The sequence below is a fragment of the Pseudomonas sp. WS 5410 genome (genome assembly GCF_012985645.1).
Taxonomy (GTDB): domain Bacteria; phylum Pseudomonadota; class Gammaproteobacteria; order Pseudomonadales; family Pseudomonadaceae; genus Aquipseudomonas; species Aquipseudomonas shahriarae.
Genome location: NZ_JAAQWS010000007.1, coordinates 78,852 through 99,663, shown reverse-complemented (window position 1 = coordinate 99,663; position 20,812 = coordinate 78,852). Strand labels below are relative to the sequence as shown.

Sequence of the window (20,812 nt, the reverse complement as noted above, 5' to 3'; positions counted from 1 at the left end):
TTGGTGCGTAATCCGATATGAGTTCCGCTCTGTCCATCCGGCAGCTAACCAAAACCTACGGCAACGGTTTCCAGGCCCTGAGTGGTATTGATCTGGATGTCGCCGAAGGTGATTTCTTCGCATTGCTCGGCCCCAATGGTGCCGGCAAATCCACCACCATCGGTATTCTGTCGACCCTGGTCAACAAGACCAGTGGCACGGTGAATATCTTTGGCCATGACCTGGATAAATCCCCGGCCGCGCTCAAGCGCTGCATTGGTGTGGTGCCCCAGGAATTCAATTTCAACCAGTTTGAAAAGACCTTCGATATCGTCGTGACCCAGGCCGGTTACTACGGCATCCCGCCGAAAATCGCCAAGGAGCGCGCCGAGCAGTACCTGACCCAGCTGGGGTTGTGGGACAAGCGCGACGTGCCATCACGTTCCTTGTCCGGCGGCATGAAGCGGCGCCTGATGATCGCCCGCGCCCTGGTGCATGAGCCGCGCCTGCTGATCCTCGACGAACCGACGGCCGGCGTGGACATCGAATTGCGTCGCTCAATGTGGACCTTCCTCACCGAGCTGAACCAGAAAGGCATCACCATCATCCTCACCACCCATTACCTGGAAGAGGCTGAACAGCTGTGCCGCAACATTGGCATCATCGACCACGGCACCATTGTCGAGAACACCAGCATGCGTAACTTGCTGGGCCAGTTGCATGTGGAGACGTTCCTGCTTGACCTGAAAAACAACCTGTCCGCGCCCCCTGCGCTGATCGGCTACCCCAACCGCCTGGTGGACAGCCATACCCTGGAAGTGCAGGTCGATAAAACCGTGGGCATCACCGCGCTGTTCAGCCAACTGGCCTTGCAGAACATTGAAGTGCAGAGCCTGCGCAACAAAACCAATCGCCTGGAGGAGTTGTTCGTGTCCCTGGTGGAGAAGAATCTGGCGAAGGTGGCGGTATGAATTCCGAGTTCCAACCCAATCTGGTAGCGCTCAACACCATCGTCTACCGCGAAGTGAAGCGCTTTATGCGCATCTGGCCGCAGACCCTGCTGCCGCCAGCGATCACCATGGTTCTGTACTTCGTGATCTTCGGGAACCTGATCGGCCGGCAGATTGGCGATATGGGTGGCTTCACCTATATGGAATACATCGTGCCGGGGCTGATCATGATGTCGGTGATCACCAACTCCTACGGCAACGTGGTGTCGAGTTTCTTTGGCAGCAAGTTCCAGCGTTCCATTGAGGAATTGATGGTTTCGCCGGTGTCGCCACACACCATCCTGATCGGCTACACCCTGGGCGGCGTGCTGCGTGGCTTGATGGTCGGGGCGATTGTGACGGTGCTGTCGATGTTCTTCACCGACCTGCAGGTGCATCACCTGGGGGTGACCATCCTGGTGGTGGTGCTCACGGCGACAATCTTCTCGCTGCTGGGCTTTATCAACGCCGTGTTTGCGCGCAACTTCGATGACATCTCGATCATCCCGACCTTTGTGCTGACCCCGCTGACCTACCTGGGCGGCGTGTTCTACTCGATTACCCTGCTGCCGCCGTTCTGGCAGACCGTGTCGCTGGCCAACCCGGTGCTGCATATGGTCAATGCCTTCCGCTACGGGATCCTGGGCGTGTCGGATATCAAGATCAGCGTGGCGATCACCTTTATGATCGTGGCGACGGTGGTGTTGTATCTGGGCTGCGCACGGCTGCTGGTGAGCGGGCGTGGGATGCGTACCTAAGCCAGGTCTAAAGATGTACGGGCCTGTGTGGGAGCGGGCTTGCCCGCGATAGCGGCGGGTCAGTTAAAGAGGTATTGACTGACACCTTGCAATCGCGGGCAAGCCCGCTCCCACATAAGCCCGCATACACACAGTTGGGTCAGGTGTGCAGGGCAATCTCAATCAGCTCATGCAACTCCTCAACCCGCATCGGCGTTGCGTCAAACAGAATCCGAAACACCGTCGGCGCCGCCAGCAGATTGATCAGTCTATCCACGCTGGGCAATGCCTGGCCGCTGCCTTGGTAACGGTCCAGGATCACCTGCAACTGTCCCCCCAGAATCGTCACGCAGTACCCCGGCGTCTGGCTGCACTGCACATCGCGCATCATCGTGCGCCCCGGTTCCGAACTCATCTCGTCCAGGTACTGCTCTGCCCAGGCTTGCAGGTCGCTGCGCAGGCTGCCGGTGTTGGCGGGCTCGCTGTCGGGGCGCATGCGGGCCAGGGCGACGTCGGCGAGCAGGGCTGCGAGGTCGCCCCAGCGCCGGTAGATGGTCGACGGCGTGACCCCGGCGCGTGTGGCAATTTGCGGTACTGTCACGCTGGCGCGCTCTTGCTCTTGCAGTAGCTGGCGCACCGCTGAATGAACCGATTCTTGTACCCGGGCACTACGGCCCCCCGGGCGGAGGCCTTCTTTTATCGCCATGCCAAAACCTTAACACAAAGAATTTGCTTTAAGCGCGACCCAGTAGCACACTGCACAAAAGCAAAATATTAGCTTTAGCGGAGCGTGCCCATGTCCAGCGTCACTTCTCATCGTTCCAGCCTGGTGTTTCTGGCGAGCACCATGCTGACGTTTCTCGCCGCCTCCAGCGCGCCGACGCCGTTGTATCACCTTTACCAGGAGGGCCTGCACTTTTCTGCTGGCACCTTGACGCTGATCTTCGGCGTCTACGCCTTGAGCCTGCTGGCTGCGTTGCTGACCGTCGGTTCGCTGTCGGATTACCTGGGGCGCAAACCAGTGATCTTTGCCGCGTTGGTGCTGAATATGCTTGCGATGCTGCTGTTTATCTACGCCGACAGTGTCGCCTGGCTGATTGCCGCCCGCACCTTGCAGGGGTTTGCCACAGGCATGGCCACCGCCGTGCTCGGCGCTGCGTTGCTCGACACCGACCGTCGGCAGGGCCCGCTGGTCAACAGTGTCGCGCCATTGTTGGGCATGGCCTGTGGCGCCATGGGCAGCAGTGTACTGGTGGAGTTCGCGCCGCTGCCGACCCAGTTGATCTATTGGGCCTTGTTCGCGCTGATGCTGTTGCAGAGCCTGTATGTCTGGCGCTTGCCGGAAAGCGTCAGCTCCATCCCTGGCGCGCTCGCCTCGCTATGGCCGACCCTGCATGTGCCGGCCCAGGCGCGCCGGGCCTTGTGGCTGTCGCTGCCGGTGGATATCGCGGTGTGGGCCATGAGCGGTTTCTACTTGTCGCTGGCGCCGTCGCTGGTAAGGGCGGCGACCGGATCCACCTCCAACCTGATCGGTGGCGGCCTGGTTGCGGTGTTGACCTTGAGCGGTGCGGTGATGATTTTCAGCCTGCGCAATCGCCCGGCGGACAAGGTGCTGCGCCTGGGAGCCGGCCTGTTGGCCGTGGGCGTCGCACTGATCCTCGGTGCGGTTCACAGCGCCAACCTGAGCTTGTTTTTCTTCGCCACGCTGGTGGCTGGCAGCGGATTTGGCGCAGGTTTTCTCGGCGCGTTGCGCAGCGTAGTCCCCCTGGCTTTGCCCCATGAGCGGGCCGGGTTGATGTCAGCGTTCTACGTCCTCAGTTACCTGGCGTTCTGCCTGCCGACCCTGTTGGCGGGCAACCTGACCCGCAGTTTTGGCCTGATCGCTACCACTTATGGCTACGGCGGGGTGTTGATCGTATTGGCCCTCGGCGCCTTGATTGGCTTGATGAGGCAAGCGCCGGCCAAGTCTGCATATAGGTAAAACAGATAACAGTTAGAGATATTACCCGTTATATAGATATTCCTTAGGCTTCTATCATGGGCTCAACCTCATACGAGGAAGAGGATTGAGCCATGACCTGCCCCAATAGCATCACCCCCAGTTACAAACCTTTCAGCCATTTGGCCGCCCCCAGGGAAGTGATTCGCCAGTTCACCCCCAACTGGTTCGCCGCCACCATGGGCACCGGCGTGCTGGCGTTGGCCCTGGCGCAATTGCCGGTGCAACTGCCGGGTGTCTATGCCATCGCCGAAGGGCTGTGGCTGCTGACGATCGTTCTGTTTGTGTTGTTCAGCGGTTTATACGCGGCGCGCTGGGTGATGTTTTTTCACGAGGCGCGGCGAATCTTCGGACACTCCACGGTCTCGATGTTCTTCGGCACCATCCCCATGGGCCTGGCGACCATTATCAATGGCCTGCTGCTGTTTGGCCTGCCGCGCTGGGGCGAGGGCGTGGTGCAACTGGCCGAAGCCCTGTGGTGGCTGGACGTCGCCATGGCCCTGGCGTGCGGGGTGTTGATCCCGTTCATGATGTTTACCCGCCAGGAACACAGCATCGACCAGATGACAGCGGTCTGGCTGTTGCCGGTGGTGGCTGCCGAAGTCGCCGCCGCCAGTGGTGGCCTGTTGGCGCCGCATCTGGTCGACGCCCATTCGCAACTGGTGATGCTGGTGACCAGCTACGTGCTCTGGGCGTTTTCTTTGCCGGTTGCGTTCAGCATTCTGACGATCCTGATGCTGCGCATGGCCCTGCATAAACTGCCCCACGCCAACATGGCCGCGTCGAGCTGGCTGGCCCTGGGCCCGATCGGCACCGGCGCCCTGGGCATGTTGCTGCTGGGCCAGGACGCGCCGGCGATCTTCGCCGCCAATGGCTTTGCCGGCATCGGCGAGATTGCCGCCGGCCTGGGGCTGGTTGCCGGCATCACCCTGTGGGGCCTGGGCCTGTGGTGGATGTTGATCGCGGTGCTGATCACCCTGCGTTACCTGCGTGCCGGGATTCCATTCAACCTGGGCTGGTGGGGTTTTACCTTCCCGCTGGGGGTGTATGCCCTGACCACGTTGAAACTGGGCAGTACCTTGCACCTGGCATTTTTCAGCGTGACCGGCAGCGTGCTGGTCGCCGCGCTGGCCCTGATGTGGCTGGTGGTCAGCAAGCGCACGGTGCAGGGTGCCTATAAAGGTGAGCTGTTTGTTTCACCGTGCATTGCAGGATTGGGGAATAAGTAAGCAGGATTAGGTAAAGTCGTGGCCTGAAAAATCAATAAAGCCTTCAGGCCACGCAGGAACACTGACGATGAGTCACCCCTCGCAATTTACTTTGCTGCGCAAACGGCGTTTTCTGCCGTTCTTCATTACCCAGTCCCTGGGGGCGTTCAACGACAATATTTTCAAGCAGTCGTTGATCCTCGCCATTCTCTACAAGCTGACCATCGAAGGTGACCGCTCGATCTGGGTCAACCTGTGCGCCTTGCTGTTTATCCTGCCGTTCTTCCTGTTCTCGGCCCTGGCCGGGCAGTTTGGCGAGAAATTCAACAAGGATGCGTTGATCCGCGCAATCAAGCTCGGCGAGATCGTGATCATGGCTGTGGGGGCCGTCGGCTTTATGACCAACCACCTGGAACTGATGCTGCTGGCGCTGTTTGCCATGGGCACCCACTCGGCGCTGTTTGGCCCGGTGAAGTACTCGATCATGCCGCAAGCCTTGCGCGAAGAGGAGTTGGTGGGCGGCAATGGCCTGGTGGAAATGGGCACATTCCTGGCGATCCTCGCCGGGACCATCGGGGCCGGGGTCATGATGTCCTCTGCGCAGTACGCGCCGGTGGTGTCGACTGCGATTGTCGCGATTGCCGTGCTGGGTTACCTGGCCAGCCGGGGTATCCCGCGCGCCGCGGCGTCCAGCCCCGAGATGCGCCTGGACTGGAACATCTTCAGCCAGTCCTGGGCCACCTTGCGCCTGGGCCTGGGGCAGACGCCCGCCGTGTCGCGCTCGATTGTCGGCAACTCGTGGTTCTGGTTTGTCGGGGCGATCTACCTCACGCAAATCCCGGCCTACGCCAAAGAGTGGCTGTATGGCGATGAGACCGTGGTGACCCTGATCCTCACGGTGTTCTCGGTTGGTATCGCGTTGGGCTCGATGCTCTGCGAAAAACTCTCCGGGCGTAAGGTGGAAATCGGTCTGGTGCCCTTTGGTTCATTCGGCCTGACGGTGTTTGGCCTGTTGCTCTGGTGGCATTCCGGCGGCTTCCCGCAAAACGTCCAGGCCAACGACTGGCTGGCGGTGTTGGGGTACGGCCAGGCCTGGTGGGTGCTGGCTGACATCCTCGGCCTGGGGGTGTTTGGCGGGTTCTATATCGTGCCGCTGTATGCCTTGATCCAGTCGCGTACCGCTGAAAACGAGCGGGCGCGGGTGATTGCCGCCAACAATATTCTCAATGCGCTGTTCATGGTGGTCTCGGCGATTGTCACCATCGTGCTGTTGAGTGTGGCCAAGCTGTCGATCCCCGAGCTGTTCCTGGTGGTGTCGCTGCTCAATATTGCGGTCAACACCTACATCTTCAGGATTGTTCCCGAGTTCACCATGCGCTTCATGATCTGGCTGCTCGGCCACTCCATGTACCGCGTGCAGCATCGCGACCTGCAACATATACCGGACGAAGGTGCGGCGCTGCTGGTGTGCAACCATGTGTCGTTTGTCGATGCATTGCTGATTGGCGGCGCGGTGCGTCGGCCGATTCGCTTTGTGATGTATTACAAGATCTACCGCTTACCGGTGCTCAACTTTATCTTCCGCACCGCTGGCACCATTCCGATTGCCGGACGCCATGAAGACCTGCAGATCTACGAAAAGGCTTTCCAGCGCATCAGCCAGTACCTGAAGGATGGCGAGTTGGTGTGCATCTTCCCCGAAGGCAAGTTGACTGCCGACGGTGAGATGAACGAGTTCAAGAGTGGCGTGACACGGATTCTCGAGGAAACCCCGGTACCGGTGATTCCCATGGCGTTGCAGGGGTTGTGGGGGAGCTTTTTCAGCCGTGACCCGAACAAGGGGATCTTTCACCGGATCTGGTCGCGGGTGACGTTGGTGGCGGGGCCGCCGTTGGCGGTGGAGCAGGCGACGCCACAGGCCTTGCAGGAACAGGTTGGGGCGTTGCGGGGGAGTGTCAGGTAGGTTTTCGGATTTAAGGGCCTCATCGCAGGCAAGTCGACGATTCGACTTGCCTGCGATGGCGTTAGTGGCTTACGCGCTAATCTTGAGCCCGATCAACCCGGCAATGATCAACGCCACACTGGCCAGTCGGAACAGCGCCATGGACTCCCCAAACAGGATAATCCCGGCAATCACCGTGCCCACTGCACCGACGCCGGTCCAGATGGCATAGGCGGTACCCAGCGGCAGCTCCTTCATGGCCAGCCCCAGCAGGCCGAGGCTGACGGCCATGGCGGCAATCGTCAGGGCGGTGGGCATTGGCTTGCTGAAACCGTCGGTGTATTTCAGGCCGACGGCCCAGCCAACTTCAAACAACCCGGCGAAAAACAGAATGACCCAGGACATAAAGACCTTCCTTTTAGAAGTGGGGTCGTCCCCTGGTAAGTGCTCAAACGAGTCGCGGGGTCGTCCCCGCGAAGGTTCGTAGAGTGCCGAAAAGCCCGCAGCCGATCAAGTTTCGGCGAGGGCCTTGCGATCTTCCTTCTCGCTCATCCGGCGGAAATACGTCGACAACAACGCCCCGGAAATATTGTGCCAGACACTGAACAACGCGCTGGGCACCGCCGCCAGTGGCGAGAAGTGCGCACTGGCCAATGCGGCGCCCAGCCCCGAGTTCTGCATGCCGACTTCCAGCGCCAATGACTTGCGTTGGGCCAGTGGCAGCCCGAATACGCGGGCGGTGAGGTAACCCAGCAGGTAGCCAAAGCTGTTGTGCAGCATCACCACCGCCATGATCAGCAGGCCCGACTCGGCAATCTTCGCCTGGCTTGCAGCCACCACGGCAGCGACGATGGTCACGATGCTGACCACTGAGACCAGCGGCAGCACCTCGACGGCATGACGTACGCGCTCACCCAGCAGACGCTGCGCCAGGACACCCAGCACGATAGGCAGCAACACCATTTGCAGGATCGACCAGAGCAGGTCCATGAACGACACCGGCAACCAGGCCGAGGCCAGCAGCCAGATCAAGGCCGGCGTCAGCAGCGGGGCGAGGAGGGTGGTGATGGAAGAGATGGCCACTGACAGCGCCAGGTCGCCACGGCCCAGCCACGTCATGACGTTGGAAGAGGTGCCACTAGGGCAGCAACCGACCAGAATCACGCCAACGGCGATTTCTGCTGGCAGGTTGAAGGTCTGGCACAGCAGCCAGGCCACGCTGGGCATGATCACAAATTGCGCGATCACGCCCAGGGCCACGCGCCACGGATGGCGCGCGACTTCGGCGAAATCTTCCAGTTTGAGGGTCAGGCCCATGCCGAACATCACCAGGCCCAGCAGCGGCACGATGGCGCTTTTCAGGTCGATAAACCAGTGGGGCTGAAGGAAGGCGAGCACAGCAAAAATCAGCACCCAGTAGGCGAAGGTAGTGCCGGCGAAACGGCTCAAGGCGGCGAGTGCGCGCATGGCGATGTCCTTATTATTAGAGTACTGGGAGTGGTAACGCCATCAACTGTGGGCGCTGGCTTGCCTGCGATAGCGGTGTGTCAGTCAGTGACTCTGTAACTGATACGCCGCCATCGCAGGCCAAGCTCCTACATTGAGCGTGCGCGTTTAGATGCCTTGCGGGGTCTCTTCACCACCCAATGCTTCCACCAGCGCCGGCAGGAAGTCGCCGAAGGTCAGCATCATCAGGGTAAAGCTGGCATCCAGTTGGCCCAGGGCTTCGTCACCGCCGTCCTGTTCGGCCTGGTCTTGCAGCAGGTCTTCAAATTTCAGGCGCTTGACGGTCATTTTGTCGTCGAGCATGAACGACAGCTTGTCCTGCCAGGCCAGGGACAGTTGGGTCACGACTTTGCCTGTGGTCAGGTGCAGCTGGATTTCTTCGCCGGTCAGGTCCTGGCGCTTGCAGCGCACGATGCCGCCGTCTTCGTGGGTGTCGCGCAGTTCGCATTCGTCGAGCACGAAGAAGTCATCGGCCGGCTTCTGGGTGGTGACCCAGTCGGTCATCACCGCAGTCGGCGCGGTTTTCACGGTCAGTGGGCGTACCGGCAGGGTGCCGATCACTTCACGCAGGGTCGACAGCAGGTCTTCGGCGCGCTTGGGGCTGGCCGAGTTCACCAGGATCAGGCCCTGTTTCGGCGCGATGGCAGCGAAGGTCGACGAGCGACGGATAAACGCACGAGGCAGGAAGGCCTGGATGATTTCATCCTTGATCTGGTCGCGTTCCTTTTTGTAGACCTTGCGCATTTGCTCGGCTTCGATCTCTTCGACCTTTTCCTTCACCGCATCACGCACCACGCTACCCGGCAGGATACGTTCTTCCTTGCGCGCAGCGATCAGCATGAAGTCACCGCTGACGTGCACCAGGGGCGCGTCTTCGCCTTTGCCAAAAGGCGCGACGAAACCGTAAGTGGTCAACTCCTGGCTTGCACAAGGGCGCGCCAGTTTGGTGGCCATTGCAGTTTCCAACGCCTCGGCATCAACAGGCAGATCTTGGGTCAGGCGATAGATAAGCAGGTTCTTGAACCACATGGGGTGAGTCTCTCCTTTATACAAAGTGGGGCATTATTCTCTTGATAAGGCCTGAGGCCAACCCTGCCTAAGCCATTGGAAGGGCTGAAAAAAAAGATTTAAGAAAGTGCTTGCCAGACCAGGGGACGCTCCGTAGAATGCGCGCCACACCGAAACGAAGGGTGATTAGCTCAGCTGGGAGAGCATCTGCCTTACAAGCAGAGGGTCGGCGGTTCGATCCCGTCATCACCCACCATTCGCTTCATGTGTTACGCGCAGCGGTAGTTCAGTCGGTTAGAATACCGGCCTGTCACGCCGGGGGTCGCGGGTTCGAGTCCCGTCCGCTGCGCCATATTGGGTAACCTGGAACACTGAACGCCAGGTCACCACAGAAAGCCCGCTCATTGAGCGGGCTTTTTGCTGTCTGGGATTTGCCTTTCTGTGGGAATGGGCTTGCTCGCGAAGCACCTGAGAGCGCCGGGTCGTCCTTTTGTGGGGCTGGGGCGGGGTAACCAATAGACTCGCATCTACCCGCTACACGCGCCGGTTTTCCGGGGTGTAGGCTGCCGGCGAAAAGATATTTAAAATAAATTGCATTTAAATCAACACATTGCGGATTTTTCGTATATGATGCGCCCCGCACCGAACGTAAAGGGTGATTAGCTCAGCTGGGAGAGCATCTGCCTTACAAGCAGAGGGTCGGCGGTTCGATCCCGTCATCACCCACCATTACGTCCAACGCTACGCGCAGCGGTAGTTCAGTCGGTTAGAATACCGGCCTGTCACGCCGGGGGTCGCGGGTTCGAGTCCCGTCCGCTGCGCCATATTCGGTTACCTGGAACGCTGAACGCCAGGTCACCACGCAAAGCCCGCTCATTGAGCGGGCTTTTTTGTGCCTGGGATTTGCTGTTCTACAACCCCACCAGCCGGTAGCCCACCTGCAATTCGGTAATAAAGTACTGCGGCTGCGCCGGATCCACCTCCAGCTTTTGCCGCAGATGCGCCATATGCACCCGTAGATAGTGGGCGCGGTCGACGTAATCCAGGCCCCACACTTCCAGCAGCAGTTGCCGGTGCGTCAGGACCCGGCTCTGGCCGCGGATCATCGCGCAGAGCAAGCGGTACTCGATGGGCGTCAAGTGTACCGGCTGGCCTGAGCGCCACACCTCATGGGTCGCCAGGTCGACGGCAATCTCGCCAAACACCACCTTGCTGGTGGCCATCACCGTGCCGGTGTGCCCATGCCGGCGCAGTTGGGCGCGGATGCGTGCCAGCAACTCGGGCACGCCGAATGGCTTGGTCAGATAATCATCGGCACCGGCGTCCAGGGCGGCGACTTTTTCTTCTTCACGGTCACGCGCCGACAGCACCAGGATCGGTACCGCCAGCCAGCCGCGCAGTTCGCGGATCAATTGTTTGCCATCACTGTCCGGCAAGCCGAGGTCGACGATCACCAGGTCCGGCTGTCGGCTGGCGGCATGGATCAGCGCACGTTTGACGCTGTCGGCCTCGAACACATGAAAGCCTTCATCTTGCAGGGCAATGCGCACAAAGCGGCGGATGTTGGCCTCGTCTTCAACGATCAGAATGCGTGCAGTGTTCATAAGGGTTCCATGGCCGGCGGGGTGCCTGCCGGTAGCGTGATGGTGAAATGCATGCCGCCCGCGCGGCCGGGGTTGGCCTGGATGCGCCCGCCGTGGGCTTCGACGATGCGCTTGACCAGCGCCAGGCCCAGGCCGATGCCGGCCACCGACGATTCCTGCTGGCCGCGCGTGAAGGGCTCAAACAGATTGGCCGGCGCGCTACCGGGGCCGGTGTCGCTGACCTCCAGCACAATCTGCTCGCCGGCCTGGCTGGCGGCCACGCTGATGGTGGTGCCCGGCGGGGTGTACTTGGCGGCGTTGTCCAGCAGGTTGACCAGCACCCGCTCGATCAGCAGCGCGTCGACCTCCACCAACGGCAAGTGCGCGTCGAGCGTGGTCTGCACGCGGTGTTGCGCCAAGGGTTCGCGCAATTGACGCAGGGCGCTGCCGACGATTTCTTCCAGCGAGTGCCATTGGCGGTTCAGGCGCACGCCGCGCTCTTGCAGGCGTGCCATGTCCAACAGGTTTTCGATCAGGCGCTGCATGGACGTGGCCTGTTCGTGAATGCCCTGCAGCAGCTCGTTCAGTGGCCCCGGCTGGGCGTGGGGCAGGGCGGTCTCGGCGGCGCCGATCAGGGTGGTCAGCGGTGTGCGCAGGTCGTGGGAAATCGCCGCGAGCAGGGTGTTGCGCATTTTTTCGCCTTCCATCTGTACCAGGGTGCTTTGCGCCACTTCGACGAAATGCACGCGCTCCAGGGCAATCGCCAGCTGGCTCATGCAGGCTTCCAGCAGGCGGCGTTCCTGCGGGTCGTTCAGGCGATCGCGCTGAGCCAGTTCCAGCACCAGCACGCCGCGCACGCGCATCGGCGCCTTGAGCGGCCAGTAGCAGCCCTTGGCCGCGGACAGGGTGTCGGTGCCGTGCCCGGCGGGGTGGCCGTGGTCGTAGGTCCATTGCGCGATGCTGTCGTCGATCGGCAGCCCACCGGCGCTCACGCTGTGGACGCCATCGGCGGCGTCCGGCAGGGCCAGGCCCACCCGTGCCTCGAAGACGCCGCTGAAGGTGCGCAGCGCCACTTCGCTGATTTGCTCCACCGTCAGCGCCGCCGACAAATCACGGGCCAGGCGCGCCAGGGAGGTTGCGCGGCGTTCCCGTGCGGCGGCGGTACGTGCTTCGTGGCGCAGGCGCGCGGTGAGTTGGCCGGTGATCAGGGCGATGCCGAGCATCAAGGCAAAGGTGAAGAAATACTGAGTGTCGGTGACGGTGAAGGAATAGCGCGGCTGGACGAAAAAGAAGTCGAAACACAGCACCGCAAGCATCGCCGCCCATACGCCGGGGCCGCGTCCAAAGCGCAGCGCAACCAGCACCACTGTGAGCAAAAACAGCATGACCACGTTGGCCAGGTCGAACACCTGCAGCAGCAGCGCGGCGACGGCGCTGGTGGCGAAACAGGCCAGGCTGGTCCAGACGTAGGCCAGGCGAGTGCCGGGCAGTGGCGTGGTGTTTTCGCGCACGGCGGGTTTGCCCGGCAGCAGGCCATGGGCAATCACAATCTGGTCGATTTGCGGGTGGTGACGGCTGATCCGGTCGCTGACCGACTGATGCCAGAACCGCCAGCGGCGGCGCGGATGATGGCCGAGCATCAGGCGACTGGCGTTGTGCTCACGGGCGCAGGCCACCAGGGCTTCGGCAACGTCCATACCCGGCAGTGTGGCGGTATCGGCGCCGAATTCTTCGGCCAGGGCCAGGGTTTTCATCGCGCTCAGGTAGCGCCGGGCGCCGCGCCCCTGGGCCGAAGCCACATGGACCACAATCCAGTCGGCTTCCAGTTTTTGCGCCAGGCGCGCCGCTTCACGCACCAGGCGCTCATCGCCGGCATCACCGGCTACGCCGACCAACAGCCGTTCGCGGGCCGGCCACAGGGTCTTGATCGACTGTTCGCGGCGGTACACGCGCATCTGCGTGTCGACCCGGTCGGCCGTGCGGCGCAGGGCCAGCTCGCGCAACGCCAACAGGTTGCCCTTGCGGAAAAAATGCTGTGAGGCGCGCGCCGCCGCCGGGCCCAGGTACACCTTGCCGTCCTTGAGGCGTTGCAGCAGATCGTCGGGTGGCAGGTCGATCACCACCACTTCGTGGGCGTTGTCGAACACATGGTCCGGTACGGTTTCGCGCACGCGTATGCCGATGATTCCGCTGACCAGGTCATTCAGGCTTTCCAGGTGCTGGACGTTGAGGGTGGTCCACACGTCGATGCCGGCGCTGAGGAGTTCTTCCACGTCTTGCCAGCGTTTGGGGTGGCGCGAGCCGGGCACGTTGCTGTGGGCCAGTTCGTCCACCAGTAACACGGCAGGATGGCGCAACAGGGCGGCGTCGAGGTCAAATTCGCTGAGGGCGAATTCACGGTGCCGGTGCTGGGCGCGAGGCAGTTGTTCGAGGCCGTGGAGCAGCTCGGCGGTGTCCTGGCGGCCGTGGGTTTCCACCACGCCGGCCAGCACGTCGCGGCCCAGGGCGGTTTCGCGGCGTGCCGCTTCGAGCATCGCGCAGGTCTTGCCGACCCCGGCGTTAGAGCCAAAGTAGATACGCAATTTGCCGCGCAAGGCGGCCTGTTCTTCTTGTTGGACCCGAGCGAGCAGGGCGTCGGGGTCGGGGCGTTCGTTGTTTAAGGCGGGCATGTCATTCCTGGTCAATGCGGTTCAAGTGTGGGAGCGGGCTTGCCCGCGACAGGGGTGAGTCAGTCACACCGCTATCGCGGGCAAGCCCGCTCCCACATGGGGTTGAGTCGTTACACCAAGCCCACTGCGGTCAAGAGCATGTCGATCAGCTTGATCCCGGCAAACGGCACCAACACCCCGCCCAGGCCATAGATCAGCAGGTTGCGGTTGAGCAGCGCCGCCGCGCCGATTGCGCGGTAAGTCACGCCGCGCAGGGCCAGGGGAATCAGCGCGACGATGATCAGCGCGTTAAAAATCACCGCGCTGAGAATCGCCGAGTTGGGGCTGGTCAGCTGCATCACGTTCAACGCGCCGAGCTGGGGATAGGTCGCGACAAACGCCGCCGGGATGATTGCAAAGTACTTCGCCACGTCATTCGCCACGCTGAAGGTGGTGAGGGCGCCGCGGGTCATCAGCATCTGTTTGCCGACCTCGACCACTTCGATCAGCTTGGTCGGGTTGCTGTCGAGGTCGACCATGTTGCCGGCCTCCTTGGCAGCCTGGGTGCCGCTGTTCATTGCCACCGCCACGTCAGCCTGGGCCAGCGCCGGCGCGTCGTTGGTGCCGTCGCCGGTCATGGCCACGAGCTTGCCCTTGGCCTGGTAGTCGCGGATCAATTGCAGCTTGTCTTCCGGGCGGGCCTCGGCGAGGAAGTCATCCACCCCGGCCTCCACGGCAATGGCGGCGGCGGTCAGGCGGTTGTCGCCGGTGATCATTACGGTCTTGATGCCCATGCGCCGCAGCTCGGCGAAGCGTTCCTTGATGCCGCCTTTGACCACGTCCTTGAGTTCCACCACGCCCAGCGCCGTGGCGCCGTCGCTGACCACCAGCGGCGTGCTGCCGCGCCGCGAGACTTCATCGACCTTGGCCTGCAAGGCTGTCGGAAAACTACCGCCCAAGGCCTCGACATGGCGGCGAATCGCGTCCGCTGCACCCTTGCGAATCGCCCGGCCTGCGGGCAGGTCGACCCCGCTCATACGGGTTTGCGCGGTGAAGTGCACAAAGCTGGCGCCCAGTTGGTTGATGTCCCGCGCGCGAATGTCGAACTTCTGCTTGGCCAGGACCACGATGCTGCGGCCTTCCGGGGTTTCATCGGCCAGGGAGGCCAATTGCGCGGCATCCGCCAAGTCGGCCTCTTTGATCCCCGGTGCCGGCAAAAAGCTGCTGGCCTGGCGGTTGCCCAGGGTGATGGTGCCGGTCTTGTCCAGCAGCAATACGTCGACGTCACCCGCGGCCTCGACCGCCCGCCCGGAGGTGGCGATGACATTCGCCGACATCATCCGGCTCATGCCCGCCACGCCGATGGCCGAGAGCAGGCCGCCGATGGTGGTGGGGATCAGGCAGACCAGCAAGGCCACCAGTACCGTGGCACTGACCACGCTGCCGCTGCCGCTCATGGCCACGGCGAAGATCGAGTAAGGGCTCAGCGTGGCGATCACCAGCAGGAACAACAGGGTCAGGCCCACCAGCAGGATGGTCAGGGCCACTTCGTTCGGGGTTTTCTGACGCTTGGCCGACTCGACCATCGAGATCATGCGGTCCAGGAACGACTCGCCGGGGTTGACGCTGATGCGCACCACCAGCCAGTCCGACAGCACACGGGTGCCGCCGGTGACCGAGGAAAAATCGCCACCGGACTCGCGAATGACCGGCGCCGATTCGCCGGTGATCGCGCTTTCATCCACCGACGCCACGCCCTCGATCACGATGCCATCGAGCGGCACCAGGTCGCCGGCTTCGATCAACACCACTTGATCCTTGCGCAGCAGAGACGCTTCGGTCGGCAGCCATGGCGCGCCATGCTTGGGCTGTTGCAGCAGCTTGGCCAGGGTCTGGCGTTTCATCCCGCGCAGGCTGGCGGCCTGGGCGCGGCTGCGGCCCTCGGCCAAGGCCTCGGCGAAGTTGGCGAACAGCACGGTAAACCACAGCCACAAGGTAATGCTGAGGATAAAGCCGCTGGGTGCTTCACCCTGGCCGCCCAGGGACTGGAACCAGAGCAGGGTGGTGAGGATGCTGCCCAGGTAGACCACGAACATCACCGGGTTTTTCCATTGCGCCTGGGGCAACAGTTTTTTCAGGGCATCGCCGCACGCGGTGAGCACGATGGCGCGATCAAACAGAGGTAAACGAGCATTTTTCATGAGGGAAATCTCTTACTCACTGGCCGCAATAGGAGGTGATGGCAGGCGGGCGTCCAGCGCCAGGTTGAGTTGCAGCACATTGACCCGGGGCTCGCCGAGCAGGCCGAGGGTGCGCGCGCTGGTGTGCTGGCTGACCAGCTGCAGCAGCTCGGCTTCGGGGATTTGCCGCAGGCGCGCCACCCGTGGCAGTTGCAGCCGTGCATTGGCCACCGAGATATGCGGGTCGAGGCCCGAGGCGGAGGCGGTGACCGCGTCCACTGGCACTTGGGCGTCGGCGGGCAGGCCGTTGGCCAGGCGATAGGCCTGCACGCGGGCGGCCACCTGGTCCACCAGTTTCTGGCTGGTCGGCCCCAGGTTGCTGGCGCCGCTGGAACCGGCGTTGTACGGCTGCGAGACGCTTTTGCCTGGGTCTTGCGGGTCGGCGCCCAGGGTCATGCTCGGGCGGCCATGGAAGTATTCCGGCCGGGTGAAGTGTTGGCCGATCAGCGTCGAGCCCATGACCAGGCCATCGCGCTCAATCAGCGAGCCACGGGCCTGGAACGGGAACATCAGCTGTGCGGTCACGGTGGTGAACGCCGGGTAGGCGAGCCCTGTCAATAGCATGAAAAACACCGCCGAAACCAGCACTGGGCGCAACAGCCCTTTGAATATCGAATGAGTCGTCATCAAGGTGTCCTCAGTTGTACGTCTGGCCGGACAGCAACTGCAGTTGCTCCACCAGCGGGCCGAGCGCGAGCGCCGGCAAAAAGGTCAGGCCGCCCACCACCAGCACCACGAACACCACCAGCAGCATGAACAGCGGGGTGGCGGTGGGGATGGTGCCGGCACCGGCAGGCACGGTTTTTTTCATCGCCAGGGAGCCGGCCACGGCCAGCATCGGCAGCATGGTGAAGAAGCGTCCGATCAGCATTGCCAGGCCGATGGTGGTGTTGAAAAACGGCGTGTTGGCGTTCAAGCCGGCAAAGGCCGAGCCGTTGTTGGCGGTGCCGGAGGTGTAGGCGTACAACACCTCGCTGAACCCGTGCGGGCCGATGTTGTTGAGGCTGGCCATGGTGTCGGGCCACAGGGCGGCGAGGGCGGTGAAGCCGAGGATGCTGATGGGGTGCGCGAGCACCGAGAGCATCACCAGCTTGATCTCCCGCGCCTCGATTTTCTTGCCGAGGAACTCCGGGCTGCGGCCGATCATCATGCCCACCAGGAACACCGTGAGCAGGGCGTACTGGATCAGGTTGATAAAGCCCACGCCGTCGCCGCCGAACACGCAGTTGAGCATCATCTGCGCCAGGGGCACGAAGCCGCCCATGGGCGTCAGCGAGTCATGCATGGTGTTGACCGAACCGGTGGTGGCGGCGGTGGTCGTGGCGATAAACAGGCTGCTGTCGGCGATGCCGAAGCGCAGTTCCTTGCCTTCCATGTTGCCGCCGCTGTGTTCCACCGACAGGGTCTGGTTGGCGCCGGCCTGGGTCAGCAGTGGGTTGCCGTTCTGCTCGGCACCGTAGACCAGGGCGAGGAAGCCGATGAACATCACCAGGAAGGTGCCGAAAAACACCCAGCCCTGACGACGTTGCAACAGCATGCTGCCAAAGGTGTAGGTCAGCGCCGAGGGGATCAGCAACATGCTGAGGATATGCAGGATGTTGGTCAGCGGCGTCGGGTTTTCGAACGGATGCGCGGCGTTCATGCTGAAAAAACCACCGCCGTTGGTGCCGATATGCTTGATCGACTCAAAGCTGGCCACCGCACCGACAATCAACTGTTGCTGCGCCCCTTCCAGGGTCGTGACCAGTGCCTGGGAGGCGAAGGTCTGTGGCATGCCCTGCCAGACATACACCAGCGCCATGCCCACGCACAGCGGCAGCATTACGCGGTACAGCGTGCGGGTGAAGTCGACCCAGAAGTTACCGATATCGCCCGAACTGGAGCGGCTCAGGCCGCGAATGAAACCGGCCGCCGCAACCACGCCGGAGGTGGCGCCGACGAACATCAGAAAGGTGATGACCGCCATCTGGCTGAAGTTCGACAGGCTGGTCTCGCCCGAATACGCCTGCCAGTTAGTGTTGGTGATAAAGGACACGGCGGTGTTGAACGCCAGGTCCGGCGATTGCGCGGCGAGCCCCAGTGGGTTGATCGGCGCGACCGCCTGCAGGCGCAGGACCAGATAGCCCAGCAGCATCATTGCCGCGTTCGACAACAACAGCGCCGAACCGAAGCGGGCCCAGCCCATGGTTTCCTGTGGGTCGATGCCCAGCAGGCGATAGGTATAACGTTCCGGCAAGGCATGGTGGGTTCCGGTGAAGACCCGGGTCAGCCATTTGCCCATCAGTACGGCGAGCCCCGTCATTACCCCCAGGACCAGCGTAAATTCCAGCAGCGTGCTTAACATGTCGTGGCTCCGTTCAAATCTTGCCCATGGCGACAATGGCCATGGCAGTCGCAACAAAAAATACCAGGGAAAGGCTGATAAACATCAGGTCGTACATGGCCAACTCCCTAGAATTTTTCTGCGCGAATAAGGGCGTAGCCCAAGTAAGCGAACAGCCCCACGGCACATATGCCGCTGGCGATATAAATGAACGTAAGTGTGAGCACGGTGTAACTCCCCTGAGTAAATAAGCCGCAACTGCGGAGGCGGGGAGGTTAATCCCCGGAGTATCAAGTTCGGGCACTGATTACGCGCAGCGGCATTAAGACGGCATATAGAAAAGGTTCTGCCGGGTGCACGAAAAAAAGGGATAGCCCGCCGCCCGGGTATCCCTTTAAACGCTGGGGTGCTGCTGAGGTTGACGACCCGCTTATTTGGTTTTCTTTTTCTTCTCGCTGCGGGTGGCGAGGTGTTCGAAGCAAAACGCGGCAGTGCCGAAGAGCGCAATCATCGACAGGACGACCATGCCTAAAGTTGAACTTTCCACGATAACTTCCTACGGGTGTTGGGGTAGGAGGTAACGGTAGAGGGTTTGGACTTAGTTACTCAATAGCGGCGACGTAAACGTTATGGAGAACAGGCAAACTATATGAACTCTTTACAGGGGGGCGGATAAAAACCCTAAAACCTGAGAATCAATTGTGGCGAGCGGGCTTATTGTGGCGAGCGGGCTTGCCCGCGTTGGGTCGCGCAGCGGCCCCAGTAGGGCCGCCACCGAGTGTTCCAGATAGACCCGGTGGGATGGTTTTGGGGCTGCTACGCAGCCCAACGCGGGCAAGCCCGCTCGCCACAGCAATCGCGGTTTTGCTCTTGCTCAGCCATGACCTGACGGAATACCCCCATACCTATTGGTCGATTGCACCGCGGCCGGCACCCACGCTTATCTATAGCCACGCGAAGACTTCAAGGCGGCACAGTGCCCGCTTCTAACAATGGCCTGCAAAGGCAATAAAAATAGTCTGTCTGGGGAAGCGCACGAGATGAAATACCCATTGCGTCCTTTGGTCTTCTGGCCAACCTTTCTGATCTTGCTGGCGGCGGTGATCGCCAGCTACGTTGACCTCACCGCATTCCTCGCCGTGAGCAAACAGCTCAATACGGTGATCCTGCAAAACTTTTCATGGCTATTCAGTGCCGGTTCTTTCGCCATGCTGGTGCTCACGGCCATTGTGTATTTTTCGCCCCTGGGCCAGGTGCGTATCGGCGGGGAGGGCGCCACGCCGCTGTTGAGCAAATGGCGCTGGTTCATGGTCGCGCTGTGCACCACCCTGGCGGTGGGCGTGCTGTTCTGGACCACGGCCGAGCCGCTCTACCATCTGTACTCGCCACCCTCCAGCCTGCCGATCGAGGCGGGCAGCGCGGCGGCCAAGAGCTTTGCCCTGTCGACGATGTTCCTGCACTGGACCCTCACGCCCTACGCGATTTACCTGGTGCCCTCCCTGGTGTTTGCCCTGGTGTTCTACAATCTGCGCAGCCACTTCTCGATTGGCGCCATGTTGCAACCCTTGCTCGGCGCCGAGCGGGTCAAGCGCTATGCGGGGTTGATCGACACCCTGGCGATGTTCGCCCTGGTCGCAGGCATGGCGTCGTCCCTGGGCACCGGGGCGCTGACCCTGTCCGGTGGCCTGAGCCAGTACATCGGCGGTGAGACCACGCCGTTGCGCCTGGGCCTGATCATCGCGGTGATCGTGTTCACCTTTGTCGCCTCGGCCGCCAGCGGCCTGCAGCGCGGCATCGTCATGCTGTCGTCGTTCAACACCTGGATCATGCTGGCCCTGGGCGCGTTCGTGTTGGTGTGTGGGCCAACCCTGTACATCTTCAGCCTGGGCGTCGAGTCCCTGGGGGTGTACCTCGACACCTTCTTCAGCCGCAGCCTGTCCACCGGTGCCGCCAGTGGCGACAGCTGGCCGCAGAGCTGGACGGTGTTCTACTGGTCGGTGTGGTTCGCCTGGGCCCCGGTCAGTGCGCTGTTCCTCGGCAAGATCGGCCGGGGCTACAGGGTGCGCGAATTTATCCAGATCAACATGTTGTACCCGGCGCTGTTTACCGCGCTGTGGATCTGCATTTTCTCCGGCAGCAGCCTGTACTTCGATGCCCTCGGCGATGGCAGTTTGAACCGCGTGCTCAACGAGCAAGGCGTGGAGCATGTGCTGTACCAGATGTTCCAGCAGTTGCCGGCCAGCGGCCTGATGATCGCGTTTTTGTTGTTTGTCGCCTTTATCTCCTTTGTCACTGCCGCCGACTCCAGCACCGACGTGATCGCCAACCTGTGCAGCAAAGGCGTCACCGCCGATTCGGACCTGGACGGCAACCCGCTGCTGAAGATTGTCTGGGGCGTGATCATCGGCACGGTGTCGTGGGTCATGGTGGCTTTTGTCGGCATCGACGGGGTGAAGATGCTCTCCAACCTCGGCGGCCTGCCGGGAATGATCCTGGTGCTGCTGGCCAGCACGTCGTTGCTCTACTGGTTGAAGAACCCCGCGCTGCTGGACGTAAAGGCCCCTGCGGTCCACGTCGAACCTGGCCTGCGTGGTGCCAGCCCCGTGGCGGATTTTGCCCGCTGACTTGCCTCTTTGTTGCTGGAGTTACC

At 61.8% G+C, this 20,812-nt stretch carries 16 protein-coding genes and 4 tRNA genes; 10 read left to right on the top strand and 10 right to left on the bottom strand.

Annotation, left to right across the window (positions count from 1 at the left end; genetic code table 11):
* The first annotated feature begins 17 nt into the window (after positions 1 to 17).
* Together HBO24_RS12550 and HBO24_RS12545 are read left to right on the top strand one after the other, a co-directional pair.
* Positions 18 to 950: an ABC transporter ATP-binding protein gene (locus HBO24_RS12550; RefSeq protein WP_057438895.1), complete on the top strand. Its 933-nt coding sequence runs from the start codon at positions 18 to 20 to the stop codon at positions 948 to 950.
* Positions 947 to 1,726, top strand: coding sequence for an ABC transporter permease (locus HBO24_RS12545; protein ID WP_057438896.1), 780 nt, complete (start codon positions 947 to 949; stop codon positions 1,724 to 1,726). The genes HBO24_RS12550 and HBO24_RS12545 overlap by 4 nt, the downstream gene beginning before the upstream one ends.
* Before the next feature lie 139 nt (positions 1,727 to 1,865).
* On the opposite strand, the gene HBO24_RS12540 is transcribed toward HBO24_RS12545, so the two are convergent.
* Positions 1,866 to 2,411, bottom strand: a complete 546-nt coding sequence (locus tag HBO24_RS12540) for a TetR/AcrR family transcriptional regulator (protein ID WP_169989431.1) — start codon at positions 2,409 to 2,411, stop codon at positions 1,866 to 1,868.
* Positions 2,412 to 2,501: 90 nt separating this feature from the next.
* Here HBO24_RS12540 and HBO24_RS12535 point away from each other — a divergent pair, with 90 nt between their 5' ends.
* The 3 genes from HBO24_RS12535 (at position 2,502) to HBO24_RS12525 (ending at position 6,875) form a co-directional block, all read left to right on the top strand.
* Positions 2,502 to 3,686 carry an MFS transporter gene (locus HBO24_RS12535; RefSeq protein WP_057959013.1) on the top strand — a complete coding sequence of 395 codons (1,185 nt, stop codon included), beginning with the start codon at positions 2,502 to 2,504 and terminating at the stop codon, positions 3,684 to 3,686.
* A 92-nt stretch (positions 3,687 to 3,778) separates the two neighbouring features.
* On the top strand, positions 3,779 to 4,933 hold the full coding sequence (locus tag HBO24_RS12530; RefSeq protein ID WP_057438898.1) for a TDT family transporter: 1,155 nt from the start codon (positions 3,779 to 3,781) through the stop codon (positions 4,931 to 4,933).
* Positions 4,934 to 5,000: 67 nt separating this feature from the next.
* Entirely contained in the window at positions 5,001 to 6,875 is a 1,875-nt protein-coding gene (locus HBO24_RS12525; protein WP_057438899.1) for an MFS transporter, read from the top strand.
* A gap of 69 nt (positions 6,876 to 6,944) precedes the next feature.
* On the opposite strand, the gene sugE is transcribed toward HBO24_RS12525, so the two are convergent.
* The 3 genes from sugE to rdgC form a co-directional block, all read right to left on the bottom strand.
* Positions 6,945 to 7,259, bottom strand: coding sequence for a quaternary ammonium compound efflux SMR transporter SugE (sugE, locus tag HBO24_RS12520; protein WP_057438900.1), 315 nt, complete (start codon positions 7,257 to 7,259; stop codon positions 6,945 to 6,947).
* A gap of 105 nt (positions 7,260 to 7,364) precedes the next feature.
* Positions 7,365 to 8,321 (bottom strand): bile acid:sodium symporter family protein, encoded by a 957-nt coding sequence (locus HBO24_RS12515; RefSeq protein ID WP_057438901.1) that lies wholly within the window; start codon positions 8,319 to 8,321, stop codon positions 7,365 to 7,367.
* A 147-nt stretch (positions 8,322 to 8,468) separates the two neighbouring features.
* Positions 8,469 to 9,389 carry a recombination-associated protein RdgC gene (gene rdgC, locus HBO24_RS12510; RefSeq protein WP_057438902.1) on the bottom strand — a complete coding sequence of 307 codons (921 nt, stop codon included), beginning with the start codon at positions 9,387 to 9,389 and terminating at the stop codon, positions 8,469 to 8,471.
* A 159-nt stretch (positions 9,390 to 9,548) separates the two neighbouring features.
* Between rdgC and HBO24_RS12505 the strand changes: the two genes are divergently transcribed.
* From HBO24_RS12505 to HBO24_RS12490, 4 genes are all read left to right on the top strand, one after another.
* Positions 9,549 to 9,624: transfer RNA gene (locus HBO24_RS12505), tRNA-Val, on the top strand.
* Between the two features lie 19 nt (positions 9,625 to 9,643).
* Positions 9,644 to 9,720: transfer RNA gene (locus HBO24_RS12500), tRNA-Asp, on the top strand.
* Positions 9,721 to 10,021: 301 nt separating this feature from the next.
* Positions 10,022 to 10,097: transfer RNA gene (locus HBO24_RS12495), tRNA-Val, on the top strand.
* Positions 10,098 to 10,115: 18 nt separating this feature from the next.
* Positions 10,116 to 10,192, top strand: a tRNA-Asp gene (locus HBO24_RS12490).
* Between the two features lie 87 nt (positions 10,193 to 10,279).
* Here the strand turns inward: HBO24_RS12490 and HBO24_RS12485 are convergent.
* The 6 genes from HBO24_RS12485 to kdpF all read right to left on the bottom strand — a co-directional run bounded on the left by HBO24_RS12485 (position 10,280) and on the right by kdpF (position 18,389).
* Positions 10,280 to 10,972: a response regulator gene (locus HBO24_RS12485; protein ID WP_057959015.1), complete on the bottom strand. Its 693-nt coding sequence runs from the start codon at positions 10,970 to 10,972 to the stop codon at positions 10,280 to 10,282.
* Positions 10,969 to 13,620 carry a sensor histidine kinase KdpD gene (locus tag HBO24_RS12480; RefSeq protein ID WP_115127711.1) on the bottom strand — a complete coding sequence of 884 codons (2,652 nt, stop codon included), beginning with the start codon at positions 13,618 to 13,620 and terminating at the stop codon, positions 10,969 to 10,971. Before HBO24_RS12480 ends, HBO24_RS12485 begins: the two co-directional genes overlap by 4 nt.
* A 110-nt stretch (positions 13,621 to 13,730) precedes the next feature.
* A complete protein-coding gene (gene kdpB / locus HBO24_RS12475) occupies positions 13,731 to 15,800 on the bottom strand; it encodes a potassium-transporting ATPase subunit KdpB (protein ID WP_057959017.1) in 2,070 nt (689 codons plus the stop codon).
* A gap of 12 nt (positions 15,801 to 15,812) precedes the next feature.
* Positions 15,813 to 16,466 (bottom strand): K(+)-transporting ATPase subunit C, encoded by a 654-nt coding sequence (gene kdpC, locus HBO24_RS12470; protein WP_057959018.1) that lies wholly within the window; start codon positions 16,464 to 16,466, stop codon positions 15,813 to 15,815.
* Between the two features lie 10 nt (positions 16,467 to 16,476).
* Positions 16,477 to 18,183: a potassium-transporting ATPase subunit KdpA gene (kdpA, locus tag HBO24_RS12465; protein ID WP_170059805.1), complete on the bottom strand. Its 1,707-nt coding sequence runs from the start codon at positions 18,181 to 18,183 to the stop codon at positions 16,477 to 16,479.
* 107 nt (positions 18,184 to 18,290) lie between these two features.
* Entirely contained in the window at positions 18,291 to 18,389 is a 99-nt protein-coding gene (kdpF, locus tag HBO24_RS12460; RefSeq protein ID WP_081044208.1) for a K(+)-transporting ATPase subunit F, read from the bottom strand.
* A gap of 813 nt (positions 18,390 to 19,202) precedes the next feature.
* Here kdpF and HBO24_RS12455 point away from each other — a divergent pair.
* On the top strand, positions 19,203 to 20,786 hold the full coding sequence (locus HBO24_RS12455; RefSeq protein WP_057959020.1) for a BCCT family transporter: 1,584 nt from the start codon (positions 19,203 to 19,205) through the stop codon (positions 20,784 to 20,786).
* The last annotated feature ends 26 nt before the right edge of the window (positions 20,787 to 20,812 follow it).

What these genes read in the sequence shown, in the direction of transcription:
- HBO24_RS12535 (WP_057959013.1), top strand. Translation starts at nt 2,502, where the DNA reads ATGTCCAGCGTCACTTCTCATCGTTCCAGCCTGGTGTTTCTGGCGAGC.
- HBO24_RS12545 (WP_057438896.1), top strand. Translation starts at nt 947, where the DNA reads ATGAATTCCGAGTTCCAACCCAATCTGGTAGCGCTCAACACCATCGTC.
- HBO24_RS12530 (WP_057438898.1), top strand. Translation starts at nt 3,779, where the DNA reads ATGACCTGCCCCAATAGCATCACCCCCAGTTACAAACCTTTCAGCCAT.
- HBO24_RS12525 (WP_057438899.1), top strand. Translation starts at nt 5,001, where the DNA reads ATGAGTCACCCCTCGCAATTTACTTTGCTGCGCAAACGGCGTTTTCTG.
- kdpA (WP_170059805.1), bottom strand. Translation starts at nt 18,183, where the DNA reads ATGTTAAGCACGCTGCTGGAATTTACGCTGGTCCTGGGGGTAATGACG.
- kdpC (WP_057959018.1), bottom strand. Translation starts at nt 16,466, where the DNA reads ATGACGACTCATTCGATATTCAAAGGGCTGTTGCGCCCAGTGCTGGTT.
- HBO24_RS12515 (WP_057438901.1), bottom strand. Translation starts at nt 8,321, where the DNA reads ATGCGCGCACTCGCCGCCTTGAGCCGTTTCGCCGGCACTACCTTCGCC.
- HBO24_RS12540 (WP_169989431.1), bottom strand. Translation starts at nt 2,411, where the DNA reads ATGGCGATAAAAGAAGGCCTCCGCCCGGGGGGCCGTAGTGCCCGGGTA.
- HBO24_RS12485 (WP_057959015.1), bottom strand. Translation starts at nt 10,972, where the DNA reads ATGAACACTGCACGCATTCTGATCGTTGAAGACGAGGCCAACATCCGC.
- sugE (WP_057438900.1), bottom strand. Translation starts at nt 7,259, where the DNA reads ATGTCCTGGGTCATTCTGTTTTTCGCCGGGTTGTTTGAAGTTGGCTGG.
- HBO24_RS12480 (WP_115127711.1), bottom strand. Translation starts at nt 13,620, where the DNA reads ATGCCCGCCTTAAACAACGAACGCCCCGACCCCGACGCCCTGCTCGCT.
- HBO24_RS12550 (WP_057438895.1), top strand. Translation starts at nt 18, where the DNA reads ATGAGTTCCGCTCTGTCCATCCGGCAGCTAACCAAAACCTACGGCAAC.
- rdgC (WP_057438902.1), bottom strand. Translation starts at nt 9,389, where the DNA reads ATGTGGTTCAAGAACCTGCTTATCTATCGCCTGACCCAAGATCTGCCT.
- HBO24_RS12455 (WP_057959020.1), top strand. Translation starts at nt 19,203, where the DNA reads ATGAAATACCCATTGCGTCCTTTGGTCTTCTGGCCAACCTTTCTGATC.
- kdpB (WP_057959017.1), bottom strand. Translation starts at nt 15,800, where the DNA reads ATGAAAAATGCTCGTTTACCTCTGTTTGATCGCGCCATCGTGCTCACC.